Source organism: Pseudomonas maumuensis, from assembly GCF_019139675.1.
In the GTDB taxonomy this organism is placed as follows: domain Bacteria; phylum Pseudomonadota; class Gammaproteobacteria; order Pseudomonadales; family Pseudomonadaceae; genus Aquipseudomonas; species Aquipseudomonas maumuensis.
In genome coordinates, this window is the sequence record NZ_CP077077.1 from 3,035,456 (window position 1) to 3,048,160 (window position 12,705).

Consider the following 12,705-nt stretch of genomic DNA (forward strand, 5'->3'; position numbering starts at 1 on the left):
ACCGAAAACGTGGCCCTACACAGTTTGCACGAGAAATGAGCGAACGCCACATGCTGTATGACGATCTGTGATGCGGTGCAGCGTCACGGGCAAAGTCGTCGATAACAGGTCACTGCTCGGCCAACTCCGTCCGCGCGTCCCAGCCACCGCCGAGCGCCGCGATCAATTGCACGCTCGCCACCAACCGCCCCTGCAACAGCGTCAACACGCTGCGCTCGCTGCTCAGCGCGGTAGTTTGCACATTCACCACGTCCAGGTAGCCGATCAACCCGGCCTTGTACTGGTTCTCGGTCAAGCGCAACGACTCCCGCGCCGCCTCGAGCGCTTCCTGCCGGACAACGGCTTCGTCGCCATACACCTTGAGCTGCACCAGGTAGTTCTCCACCTCCTTGAACCCATCGAGCACCGTCTGCCGGTATTGCGCCACGGTCTGGTCGTACACCGCCACCGTGCGGTCCACCTCTGCGCTGCGCTTGCCGGCATCGAACAGCGTCAACGCCAACTGCGGGCCGACGGACCAATAGCGGTTGGGCAGCTCGATCCAGTTGTTGAAACTGCTGCTGGAATACCCGCCATTCATGCTCAGGGACAGGTCGGGGAAGTACGCCGCCCGGGAGACACCGATATTGGAGTTGGCCGCCATGACCTTGCGCTCGGCCGAGGCGATATCGGGCCTGCGCTCGAGCAACTGCGACGGCAGCGACACCGGCACCGGCGGCAACGCCGGAATGTCGCCGCTTGCGGCCAGGGCGAAGTCGGCCGGTGCCTTGCCCATCAGCACGGCGATGGCGTTCTCGTATTGTGCGCGCTGCCAGGCCAGATCGATCAGGTCGGCCTGGGTGCTCTTGAGCTGGGTACGCGCCTGGGCTACGGCATCCGGCCCGGCAACCCCGGCGCGGTACTGGTTCTCGTTCATCTTCAACGACCGCTCATAGGCCGCTACCGTTGCCTCGAGCAGGCGCTTCTGCGCATCGATCACCCGCAGTTGCAGGTAGTTCTGCACCAGTTCCGACTGCTGGCTCAGACGAATGGCCGCCATATCGGCCAGGCTGGCCTCGGCACTGGCCTCGTTGGCGTTCATGGCTTCACGCAGCTTGCCCCACAGGTCGATCTCCCAGCTCACGCCGAGTTGCGCGTTGTAGGTGTTGCGGATACCGCTGCTGTTGTTCGACAGGCTCGAGCTGGAACTCCCGGTGCCCTGGGCCGAACGGTTCTTGCCAGCGGTGAGGTTCAACGAGGGGAACAGCGCGGCGCGGCTGCTGCGCACCAGCGCCTGGGCCTGGCGGTACTGCGCTTCGTACTGCGCCACCGTCTGGTTGCTGCGGTTGAGCTCTTCCACCAGGGCATCGAGCTGCTTGTCGCCATACAGCTCCCACCATGCCCCGCGGGCGATGGCATCGGACGGGTTGGCCTGGGTCCAGCCCTCGGCCTGCTTGAACTGCGCCGGGGTGCTGATCTCCGGGCGGTGATAGTCCGGGCTCAAGGTACAGGCGCTGAGCATGGCCACGCACAACCCGGCGCTGACCAGGCGCGAGCCGCGCCCCTGGGTCAGCAGCCTGAGGGTGCGATGGATTCGGGTGTGGGCAAAGTTCATAGCGGGGTATCCAGGGCAGCATCGGTGCGCACGCCGCGCCAGCGGTTGAACCGGTGGCGCAGGCGATCGAGGTACAGGTAGACAACAGGCGTGGTGTAGAGGGTGAGAATCTGGCTGAACACCAGGCCGCCGATAATGGTCAGACCCAGCGGCTGGCGCATCTCGGCGCCCTCGGCGCGGCTGAGCAGCAGCGGCAGTGCGCCGAGGATCGCGGCCATGGTGGTCATCAGGATCGGCCGCAGGCGCAGCAGGCAGGCACGGCGGATCGACTCCTCCGGCGACAGGCCTTCGTGGCGCTCCAGCTGCAGGGCCAGGTCGATCATCAGGATGGCATTCTTCTTCACCACGCCGATCAGCAGGAACAGCCCCAGCAGCGAGATCAGGCTGAACTCGCCACCGGTCAGGTACAGCGCCAGCAAGGCGCCGACCCCGGCCGAGGGCAGTGTGGAGAGGATCGTCAGCGGGTGGATGTAGCTTTCGTAGAGAATGCCCAGCACCAGGTACACCAGCACCAGGGCGCCGAGGATCATCAGCGGCTGACCTTCGGTGGTCTTGGTAAAGGCGTCGGCGTCGCCGCCTAGCTTGGCGATCACCGATTCGGGCAGGCCAAGCTTGGCCACCGCCCGCTCCAGCGCGGCCAGGGCCTGATCGGGGCTGTAGCCTTCGGCGACATCGAACGAGATGTCCTCGGAGGCGAACTGCCCTTCGTGGCTGACGCGGTCGTTGGCCAGGCTGTTCTCGTAGCGGGCGAAGGTCGACAGCGGCACCCGGGCGCCGTCGGCGGTGATCACCTGCACCTGCTCCAGGGTGCTCGGGTCCCAGGCGTATTTCGGGTTGATCTCCAGCACTACCTGGTATTGGTTGAGGCTGTCGTAGATGGTCGAGATCTGCCGCTGGCTGTAGGCGTTGTTGAGCACCGCGGTGACCATGTCCATGTCGATGCCCAGGCGCTTGGCCTGGTCACGATCGACAACAAGAGTCACCTGCTGGGTGCCGGCGCCGTCGTGGGCGTCGATGGCGGTAAGCTCGGGCAGTTTACGCAGCTCGGCGGTGACCTTGGGGAACCACTCGCGCAGAGCCGCCAGGTCGCCGCTCTGCAGGGTATAGAGGTACTGCGAGGTGGTCTGGTCGCGACCGCCGCCACCGAGTTGCAGGTCTTGGTCAGCCATCAGATACAGGCGCCCGCCGGGGATCTTCGGCAGGTCCTTGCGCAGGCGGTCGATGACCTTCTGCGCATTCTCCTTGCGCTCGGCTATCGGTTTCAGGCGCACCAGCACGAAGGCGTTGTTGGTGCCGCTGTTGCCACCGATGAAACCGGCAACGCTCTCCACCGCCGGGTCCGCAAGCAGGGCGCGGCGGTAGATTTCCATCTTCGGTTGCATCACGGTGAACGACAGGCCGTCGTCGCCACGGATGAAGCCTTGCAGCTGGCCGGTGTCCTGCTGCGGCATCAGGGTCTTGGGCACCACCACGTACAACGCGATGTTGAGCACGATGGTGGCCAGCAGGCTGAGCAGGGTCAGGCGCCTGTGGCGCAGCGCCCAGCCCAGGCTCCGGTCGTAGCCGGCGACCATGCGTTGGTGGATGCGGTCGCTCCAGCGTTGCAGGCGGGTCTGCTGTTGCGGGCCATGGACCTTGAGCCAGCGCGAGCAGAGCATCGGCGTCAGGGTCAGCGATACCACCAGCGAGACGATGATCGCCGCCGCCAGGGTGATCGAGAATTCCTTGAACAACCCGCGCACGATACCGCCCATGAACAGGATGGAGATGAACACCGCCACCAGCGAGACGTTCATCGACAGCAGGGTGAAGCCAACCTCCTGGGCGCCCTTGTAGGCCGCGCGCATCGGGCTCTCGCCCTTCTCGATATGCCGGGAGATGTTCTCCAGCACCACGATGGCATCGTCCACCACCAGCCCGGTGGCGAGGATCAGCGCCATCAGCGACAGGTTGTTCAGCGAGAACCCGCACAGGTACATCACCGCGAAGGTGCCTACCAGCGACACCGGCACCGCCAGGCTGGGGATCAGCGAGGCGCGGAAGTTGCCGAGGAACAGGTACACCACCAGGATCACCAGCACCACGGCGATCAGCAAGGTGTGCTCGGCCTCCTTCAGGGTGGCCTTGATTACCGGCGAGCGATCCATGGCCACGTTGAGCTTGACGCTGGCCGGCAGCAGCGACTGCAACGCCGGCAGCTCGGCCTTGATCTGCTCGACGGTCTGGATGATGTTGGCGTTGGTCTGGCGGTTGACCACCAGCAGCACCGCGCTCTCGTCGTTGAAGAAGCCGCTGTTGTAGCGGTTCTCCACGCCATCGCTGACCTTGGCCACGTCCGACAGGCGCAGGATCGAGCCATTCTGCTGGCGGATGACGATGGGCTTGTAGTCCTCGGCCTTTTCCAGCTGGTCGTTGGCACGCACCTGCCAGTTGCGTTCTCTGTCCTCGACGAAACCCATGGGCCGGCGCTGGTTGGCGTTGGCCACGGCAGTACGCACATCGTCCAGGGACAGACCGTACTGGTTGAGCAACTGCGGCTCGAGCTCGATGCGCACCGCAGGCAGCGAACTGCCGCCGATCTGCACCTCCCCTACCCCACTGACCTGGGCCAGGCTCTGGGACAGGATGGTGTCGGCCAGGTCGTACAGCTTGCCCTTGGACAGCACCTGCGAGGTCAGCGACAGCACCATGATCGGTGCCTGGGACGGGTTGATCTTCTTGTAGGTGGGCATGCTGCGCATGCCACTGGGCAGCAGGTTGCGGGTGGCATTGATCGCCGCTTGTACCTCGCGTGCCGCGCCATCGATGTCGCGGCCCAGCTCGAAGCCGATGATCACTCGGGTCGAGCCCTGGTTGGAACTGCTGGTCAGGGTGGTGACGCCGGCAATGGCGCCGAGCTTGCGCTCCAGCGGCGTGGCCACGGTTGACGCCATGACCTCGGGACTGGCGCCGGGCAGGCTGGCCTGCACCACGATCACCGGGAAATCCATCTGCGGCAGCGGCGACACCGGCAGCAGGCCGAAGCTCACCCCACCCAGCAGCATGATCGCCAGGCTCAGCAGCATGGTGGCTACCGGCCGGCGAATGAACGGTGCGGACAGGTTCATGCTTCGGCCTGCCGCGCATCGTCAACCGGGCGCCAGCGACGTGCCAGGCGGTCGAAGTACAGGTAGATGACCGGTGTGGTGAACAGGGTCAGCACCTGACTCACCAGCAGGCCGCCGACCATCACCAGGCCCAGCGGCTGGCGCAGCTCGGCGCCGGAACCGGTGGCGAGCATCAGCGGCACCGCGCCGAACAGCGCAGCCAGGGTAGTCATCAGGATCGGCCGGAAGCGCAGCAGCGCCGCCTGGTAGATCGCATCACTCGGGCTCATGCCCTGATGGCGCTCGGCCTCGAGGGCGAAGTCGATCATCATGATCGCGTTCTTCTTGACGATGCCGATCAGCAGGATGATGCCGATAATGGCGATCATGCCCAGGTCGTTGCCGCTGAGCAGCAGCGCCAGCAAGGCCCCTACCGCCGCCGAGGGCAGCGTGGAAAGGATGGTCACCGGGTGGATGTAGCTCTCGTAGAGCACCCCGAGCACGATGTACATGGTCACCACGGCGGCGAGGATCAGCAGCAAGGTACTCGACAGCGAAGCCTGGAACGCCTCGGCGGCACCCTGGAAACGGGTCTGCACGCCGATCGGCATGCCGATGTCCTGCTGCACCTGTTCGATCACCTTGACCGCCTCGCCCAGCGACGCGCCGTGGGCCAGGTTGAACGACATCATCACCGCCGGGAACTGGCCGATGTGCGAGATGGCCAGCTGGGCCTGGCGCTGCTCGATGCGCGCGAGGGCCGACAGGCGCACCTGGCCGCCGTCGGCGGCCTTGACGTGGACCGCCTCCAGGGCCTGCGGGCCGAGGCTGGCCGCAGTCTGCGACTGCAGCACCACACGGTACTGGCTGGCCTGGGTGTAGATGGTCGAGATCTGCCGCTGGCCGAAGGCGTCGTACAGGGCGTTGGTGATCTGCGCCACGGTGATGCCGAGGCGGCTGGCCATGTCGCGGTCGATCACCAGGTACACCTGCAGGCCCTTGTCCTGCAGGTCGCTGGCCACGTCCTGCAGCTCCGGGCGGTCCTTCAGTGCCTGCACCAGCTTGCCGCTCCACTCGGCGAGCATGTCGGCATCCGGCGAGCTGAGGCTGAACTGGTACTGGGTGCGGCTGACCCGGTCCTCGATGCTCAGGTCCTGCACCGGCTGCATGAACAGGCGGATGCCGACCAGTTTGTCGAGCTGCGGCTGCAACCGGTTGATCACCTCGGATGCCGTCACGTCGCGCTCACCATGGGGCTTGAGGTTGATCAGCAGGCGGCCGCTGTTGAGGGTGGCGTTATCGCCATCCACACCGATGTAGGAAGACAGGCTCTGTACCGCCGGGTCCTGCAGGATCACCTCGGTCAGGGCCTGCTGGCGCTCGCTCATGGCGGCGAACGAGGTCGACTGCGGCGCTTCGGAAATACCCTGGATGACCCCGGTGTCCTGGGCCGGGAAGAAGCCCTTGGGCACCATCAGGTAGAGCACAACGGTCAATGCCAAGGTGGCCACGGCCACCAGCAAGGTCAACGGCTGGCGTTTGAGCACCCAGGTCAACGCCGTGCCGTAGTGCTTGATCAGCCAGTCGATCCAGGCGCCGCTGGCACGGTAGAAGCGGCCCTGCTCCTCCTCCTTGGGCTCGCGCTTGAGCAAGCGGGCGCACATCATCGGCGTCAAGGTCAGCGATACCACCAGGGAAATCAGGATGGCCACCGCCAGGGTGATGGCGAACTCGCGGAACAGGCGCCCGACCACATCGGCCATGAACAGCAGCGGGATCAATACCGCGATCAGCGAGAAGGTCAGCGATATCAAGGTAAAACCGATCTGTTTCGCGCCCTTGAGCGCGGCTTGCAGCGGTGTCTCGCCCTCTTCTATATGCCGGGAGATGTTCTCCAGCATGACGATGGCATCGTCCACCACGAAACCGGTGGCGATGGTCAGGGCCATCAGCGTGAGGTTATTGACCGAGAAGCCGGCCAGGTACATCACCCCGAAGGTGCCGATCAGCGACAGCGGCACGGCGATCGACGGGATGATCGTGGCCGAGACCCGACGCAGGAACAGGAAGGTCACCATCACCACCAGGGCAATGGCGAACAGCAACTCGTGCTGCACGTCGCGCACAGCGGCGCGGATGGTCTGGGTGCGGTCGGTGAGGACGCTGACGTCGAGGCCCGCCGGTAGGTTGTCGGTGATCGACGGCAGTAGCTCCTTGATCCGGTCGACCACCTCGATGACGTTGGCGCCGGGCTGGCGCTGGATGTTCAGCAGCACCGCCTCGTTCTGGTTGGCCCAGGCGGCCAGGCGCTCGTTCTCGGCGCCGTCGACGATCTCAGCGACGTCCTTCAGACGCAGCGGCGCGCCATTGTTGTACTTGAGGATGAGGTTGGCGTACTCGGCCGGCGAGCGTAGCTGGTCGTTGGCGTCGAGCATCGACACCCGGGTCGGGCCATCGAAGTTGCCCTTGGGCTGGTTGACGTTGGAAGCGCCGATCAGGGTGCGCACGTCGTCCAGGTTGAGGCCATTGGCCGCCAAGGCATCGACGTTGACCTTGATCCGCACCGCCTGGCGCTGGCCACCGGCGATGCTGACCATGCCGACGCCACTGATCTGGGCGATCTTCTGCGCCACGCGGGTGTCGACCAGGTCGTTGAGCTTGGGCAACGGCATGGTCTTGGAGGAGATGGCCAGGGTCAGCACCGGCGTGTCGGCCGGGTTGACCTTGTTGTACACCGGTGGCGCCGGCAGGTCGCTGGGCAGCAGGTTGCTGGCGGCGTTGATCGCGGCCTGTACCTGCTGCTCGGCGACATCCATGTTCATGTCGAGGTTGAAGCGTAGGGTCAGCACCGAGGCGCCGCCGGAGCTGGTCGAGGCCATCTGCTCGAGGCCCGGCATCTGGCCGAACTGGCGCTCCAGTGGCGCGGTGACGGCGCTGGTCATCACCTGGGGGCTGGCGCCGGGGTACAGGGTCATAACGCGGATGGTCGGGTAGTCGACCTGGGGCAAGGCCGCCACCGGCAGCAGCTTATAGGCGATCAGGCCGGCCAGGACGATGGCCAGCATGCTCAGCGTGGTGGCGACCGGCCGCAGGATGAACAGGCGCGAGAGGTTCATGCGCCCGCCTTGGAGCCTGGTTCACCGGTCTGCGCCGAGCCCTTGGCGCCCTGCCCCTGCAGGTGCTGGCCGGGGGTGGTCGGCACTTGCGAGCTGTCTTCGACCACCTCGACCTTGGAGCCTTCGCGCAGACGGTCGGTGCCTTCCAGCACCAGGCGGTCACCGGCGGCCAGGCCCTCGAGGATCACGCTGTTCTCACCATCGCTGGCACCGACCTTGAGCGGGCGGATGTTGATGGTGTTCTCGGCGTTGACCACATAGGCGAAGGTGCCGTCATTGCCGAACTGGATGGCCGCGGCCGGGGCCAGTACCACCTGCTTCAGGGTGTCGGCCAGCAGGCGCACATTGACGAACTGGTTGGGGAACAGCGCATGGTCGGTGTTCTGGAAGGTGCCCTTGAACTTCAGGGTACCGGTGGCGGTGTCGATCTGGTTGTCGAGGCTGCCCAGCACGCCGGTGGACTGCAGTTTCTGGTCGCCACGGTCCCAGGCCTCGACCGGTAGGCTCGCGCCAGTGCGGTAGCGGGCCAGCACGGTGTCGAGCTGAGTTTCCGGCAAGGTGAAGGCGACGCTGATCGGCTCGGTCTGGGTGATGATCACCAGCGCCGTGGTGTCGTTGGCGGCCACCAGGTTACCCAGGTCCAGCTGGCGCAGGCCCAGGCGACCGCTGATCGGCGCACGGATCTGGGTGAACTCCAGGTTCAGGCGTGCGTCGTTGACCTGCGCCTGGTTGGTCTTGACCAGCCCCTGGAACTGCCCGACCTGCGCCTCGGCGGTGTCCAGGGTCTGCTTGGCGATGCTGTCTTCGGCGTACAGGCCTTTATAACGGGCCAGGTCGACCTGGGCGTTCTTCAGTTGCGCCTGGTTCTGCGCCAGGGTGCCTTCGGCCTGCTGCAAGGCGATGCGGTAGCTGCGCGGGTCGATCTCGGCGAGCAGGTCGCCGGCCTTGACCTGCTGGCCTTCCTTGAAGTGGATCTTCACCAGCTCGCCGGCCACCCGGCTGCGCACGTTGACCGTGTTGGTCGCGGTCACGGTGCCAAGGGCCTTGTAATACAGCGGGAAGTCACCCACCCGCGCAGGCTCGACGCGCACCGGCACCGCTTCGGTGGAGGCGCCGAAACCCGGCCGCCCGCCCATGCCTTTACCCGGGCGATGCCCGCCACCCTCTGTATGGGCAGTCGTTGCGGGCCACAGCCACCAGGCCAACAGGGCCACCAGCAGCAGGATCAGCAGGCCGAACAGCCAGCGACGAGGGGAACGGGAATTGGAGGCTTGCATGGGTCGAACGAACCTTGTTCAGAGATAGACGGCATGGAGAGCGTGAACGATAAGCACTGGCATCGTTTTAGCAAAGGGGCTTTACCAGTGCTTTACCTTCGGCTGACGTTGGCAAAGGGGTGAACTTTAAATGAAAACGGCCTGGAACAGGGTCCAGGCCGTTACAGGGTGTAACCCGTGGGACTGCGCAGCAGCCCCAACATCACTTACTTCAGAGCAGCCAGCACCGCTTCATAGTTCGGCTCGTCGGCGATCTCGCCCACCAGCTCGGCGTGCAACACCTTGTCGTTTTCATCCAGTACCACTACGGCACGGGCGGCCAGGCCGGTCAGCGGGCCGTCGGCGATTGCCACGCCGTAGTTCTCCAGGAACTCGCGGCCACGCAGGGTCGACAGATTCTGCACGTTCTCCAGGCCTTCGGCGCCACAGAAGCGCGCCTGGGCGAACGGCAGGTCGGCGGAGATGCACAGCACCACGGTGTTGGCCAGGTCATTGGCCTGGGCGTTGAACTTGCGCACCGAGGTGGCGCAGGTCGGGGTGTCGACGCTTGGGAAGATGTTCAGCACCTTGCGCTTGCCGGCGAAGTCCTTGAGCGACGTGTCGGCCAGGTTGCCAGCCACCAGGGAGAAAGCAGGTGCCTGGGTACCCGCTTTCGGCAGTTCGCCTTTGACTTGAACCGGGTTGCCTTTGAGAGTCACTTGGGCCATGGCGGAAATCCTTATGTGGGTAGGGTTGAAAAGGATCCAGAGTTAAGCATGAAGCAGCACAAGTGCCTATGGGCAAAAATGAAATTGTCCTACGTTTGGGCAATTCCTGTAGACAAACGCCCGGGTGACTGGCGTCGACCCGGGCGTTTGTCCTACATGGAGGCCGTTCAGGCCAGCAGGCCGTACACCACCGAGGTCAAGGCCACCAGGCCGACCACCACCACGAACAGGTTGGACAGCGCACCACTGTACTTGCGCATCGACGGCACGCGGCGAATGGCGTACATCGGCATCAGGAACAGCAGCACCGCGATGATCGGGCCGCCGAAGGATTCGATCATGCCGAGGATGCTCGGGTTGAGGGTGGCGACGATCCAGCACACCACCAGCATCAGCGCGGCGACGATACGGTCCAGGGCCTTGGCGCCCGGGCGCATGCCGGACTTGACGATCATGCCCTTGAGGCCTTCGCTGGCACCGATGTAATGGCCCAGGAACGACTTGGCGATGGCGATGAAGGCGATCAGCGGCGCGGCGAAGGCGATGGCCGGCTGCTCGAAGTGGTTGGCCAGGTACGACAGGATCGACAGGTTCTGCGCCTTGGCTTCGGCCAGCTGGGCGCTGTTCAGGGTCAGCACGCAGCTGAACACGAAGAACAGCACCATCAGCACCATCAGCAGGTGGGCGCGGCGCAGGATCTGGCCACTGCGCTCGTCGGCGTGTTCGCCGTAGCGGCGCTTCTGGTCAACGGCAAAGGCCGAGATGATCGGCGAGTGGTTGAACGAGAACACCATCACCGGGATGGCCAGCCACACGGTGTGCAGGAAGGCCGAGCCGGACGGCACCTGGGTGGCGGTGTCGAGGATGCCGCCGGTCCAATGCGGCACCAGGTACAGGGCCAGCAACGCCAGGGCGACGATGAACGGATACACCAGCAGGCTCATGACCTTGACCGTGGCCTGTTCGCCGCAGCGCACGATGGCCAGCAAGCCGAGGATCAGCACGAACGACAGGATCGCCCGCGGCGGCGGCGCGATATGCAGCTGGTGCTCCATGAAGCTGCTGACGGTGTTGGTCAGCGCCACGCTATAGATCAGCAGGATCGGGAAGATGGCGAAGAAGTACAGGACGGTGATCAACGCGCCTGCGGTGATGCCGAAATGCTCCTCGACCACGTCGGTGATATCGCCGTCCTTGCTGCCCGAGAGCACGAAGCGGGTCAGCCCGCGGTGGGCGAAGTAGGTCATCGGGAAGGCCAGCAAGGCCAGGACCAGCAGCGGCCAGAAACCGCCAAGGCCGGCGTTGATGGGCAGGAACAGGGTTCCGGCGCCGATGGCCGTGCCGAACAGGCCCAGCATCCAGGTGGTGTCTTGACGCGACCAGCTGCCGAGGGTGGCGGGGGTCGATTCTACAAAGCGTTGTTCAACGCTTGGGGCCTGCTCATTCATTCCGGGTGAAGCTCCACTCGCAAGACTGCAACAGGCTGAGAATGGCGAAATAGACGATTCGCCCAACTCAACCGGGGAAGAGGGGCGCGATTGTGCATGCAAAGGTTGCACTTGTGGAAGCCCTACCCGAGGGACGGTTGCACTTGTCTTTACAAGCAGGTTGTGCTGTATGGGGCCGCACAGCGGCCCCAGGCAGGTTACCGCTGAACGGCGGCGAATGCCTCGGCCACCTGGCGCAGGTTGGCCGGACGCAGCCCGGACATGCACACCCGACCGCTGTCGATGAGATACACGCCGAACTCGTCACGCAGACGGCGCACCTGTTCGACGCTGAAGCCGGTGTAGCTGAACATGCCGCGCTGGCGCAGGAAGAACTGGAAGTCCTGGCCCGGCAGCAGTTCGCCGAGCAGGTCGACCAGGCCTTGGCGCATGTCGAGGATGCGCTTGCGCATCACCTCCACTTCCACCGCCCATTGGGCATTGAGCGCGGCATCGCCCAACACACCGGCCACCAGCTGGGCGCCGAACGCGGGCGGGCTGGAGTAGTTGCGGCGCACGGTGGCCTTGAGCTGGCCAAGCACGCTGGAGGCGGTGGCGGCATCGTCACAGACCACCGACAGCCCCCCTACCCGCTCGCCGTACAGCGAGAAGATCTTCGAGAACGAGTTGCTGACCAGGCACGGCACGCCGGCACGGGCCATCTCGCGGATGGCGTAGGCATCCTCCTCAAGGCCTGCGCCGAAGCCCTGGTAGGCGATATCGAGGAACGGAATCAGCTGGCGCGCCTTGACCACCTCGACCACCTGCTGCCACTGCTGCTGCTCCAGGTCGACCCCGGTGGGGTTGTGGCAGCAAGGGTGCAGCAGGACGATGCTGTTCGCCGGCAGGGTCTGCAGGGCCGCCAGCATGCCGGCAAAATCGACGCCGCGGGTGACGGTGTCGAAATAGGGGTAGCTGTGAACCTTGAAACCCGCACCTTCGAAGATTGCCCGGTGGTTGTCCCAGGTCGGGTTGCTCACCCACACCTCGGAGTCGGGGAAATATCGCTTGAGGAAGTCGGCGCCGACTTTCAGCGCGCCGGAGCCGCCGACGGTCTGCACGGTGGCCACGCGCCCATCGGCCACGGCCGGGTGGTCCGTGCCGAACAGCAGCGCCTGGATCGCCTGGCGATAGGCGGCCAGGCCTTCCATCGGCAGGTACAGTGAGGCTTCATGGGGCTGGTCGGCCAGGCGTTTCTCCACCTCGGCCACCGCCCCCAATTGCGGCACCACGCCGGCTTCGTCGTAGTACAGACCGATACTCAGGTTGACCTTGTCGGCGCGCGGGTCGGCCTTGAAGGTTTCCATCAGCGAGAGAATCGGGTCGCCGGCATAGGCATCGACATGTTTGAACACAGCGTGCAGCTCCTTGGAAATCAGGACAGTTCAGGAAAGGCTCAGGCGAGGATACCCGCAGTGGAGCGCGAGGAACATCACCG

General features: G+C 65.0%; 7 protein-coding genes. All 7 read right to left on the bottom strand.

Annotated features, from left to right (window positions below; translation table 11 throughout):
• Positions 1-109: 109 nt before the first annotated feature.
• Positions 110-1,594 carry an efflux transporter outer membrane subunit gene (locus KSS90_RS13655; RefSeq protein WP_217865977.1) on the bottom strand — a complete coding sequence of 495 codons (1,485 nt, stop codon included), beginning with the start codon at positions 1,592-1,594 and terminating at the stop codon, positions 110-112.
• The gene (locus tag KSS90_RS13660) at positions 1,591-4,701 is read right to left on the bottom strand and encodes a multidrug efflux RND transporter permease subunit (RefSeq protein WP_217865978.1); all 3,111 of its coding nucleotides are present in this window, start codon (positions 4,699-4,701) and stop codon (positions 1,591-1,593) included. Before KSS90_RS13660 ends, KSS90_RS13655 begins: the two co-directional genes overlap by 4 nt.
• Positions 4,698-7,796 carry an MdtB/MuxB family multidrug efflux RND transporter permease subunit gene (locus tag KSS90_RS13665; RefSeq protein ID WP_217865979.1) on the bottom strand — a complete coding sequence of 1,033 codons (3,099 nt, stop codon included), beginning with the start codon at positions 7,794-7,796 and terminating at the stop codon, positions 4,698-4,700. Before KSS90_RS13665 ends, KSS90_RS13660 begins: the two co-directional genes overlap by 4 nt.
• Positions 7,793-9,073, bottom strand: a complete 1,281-nt coding sequence (locus KSS90_RS13670) for an MdtA/MuxA family multidrug efflux RND transporter periplasmic adaptor subunit (protein ID WP_217865980.1) — start codon at positions 9,071-9,073, stop codon at positions 7,793-7,795. Before KSS90_RS13670 ends, KSS90_RS13665 begins: the two co-directional genes overlap by 4 nt.
• Positions 9,074-9,279: 206 nt before the next feature.
• Positions 9,280-9,780 (bottom strand): thiol peroxidase, encoded by a 501-nt coding sequence (gene tpx / locus KSS90_RS13675; protein ID WP_217865981.1) that lies wholly within the window; start codon positions 9,778-9,780, stop codon positions 9,280-9,282.
• 167 nt (positions 9,781-9,947) lie between these two features.
• Entirely contained in the window at positions 9,948-11,228 is a 1,281-nt protein-coding gene (locus KSS90_RS13680; RefSeq protein ID WP_217865982.1) for a serine/threonine transporter, read from the bottom strand.
• A gap of 197 nt (positions 11,229-11,425) precedes the next feature.
• A complete protein-coding gene (locus tag KSS90_RS13685) occupies positions 11,426-12,622 on the bottom strand; it encodes an amino acid aminotransferase (protein WP_217865983.1) in 1,197 nt (398 codons plus the stop codon).
• Between the last annotated feature and the right edge of the window lie 83 nt (positions 12,623-12,705).

Coding starts and splice junctions, on each gene's coding strand:
- KSS90_RS13680 (WP_217865982.1), bottom strand. CDS start 11,228: ATGAATGAGCAGGCCCCAAGCGTTGAACAACGCTTTGTAGAATCGACC.
- KSS90_RS13670 (WP_217865980.1), bottom strand. CDS start 9,073: ATGCAAGCCTCCAATTCCCGTTCCCCTCGTCGCTGGCTGTTCGGCCTG.
- KSS90_RS13665 (WP_217865979.1), bottom strand. CDS start 7,796: ATGAACCTCTCGCGCCTGTTCATCCTGCGGCCGGTCGCCACCACGCTG.
- KSS90_RS13655 (WP_217865977.1), bottom strand. CDS start 1,594: ATGAACTTTGCCCACACCCGAATCCATCGCACCCTCAGGCTGCTGACC.
- tpx (WP_217865981.1), bottom strand. CDS start 9,780: ATGGCCCAAGTGACTCTCAAAGGCAACCCGGTTCAAGTCAAAGGCGAA.
- KSS90_RS13660 (WP_217865978.1), bottom strand. CDS start 4,701: ATGAACCTGTCCGCACCGTTCATTCGCCGGCCGGTAGCCACCATGCTG.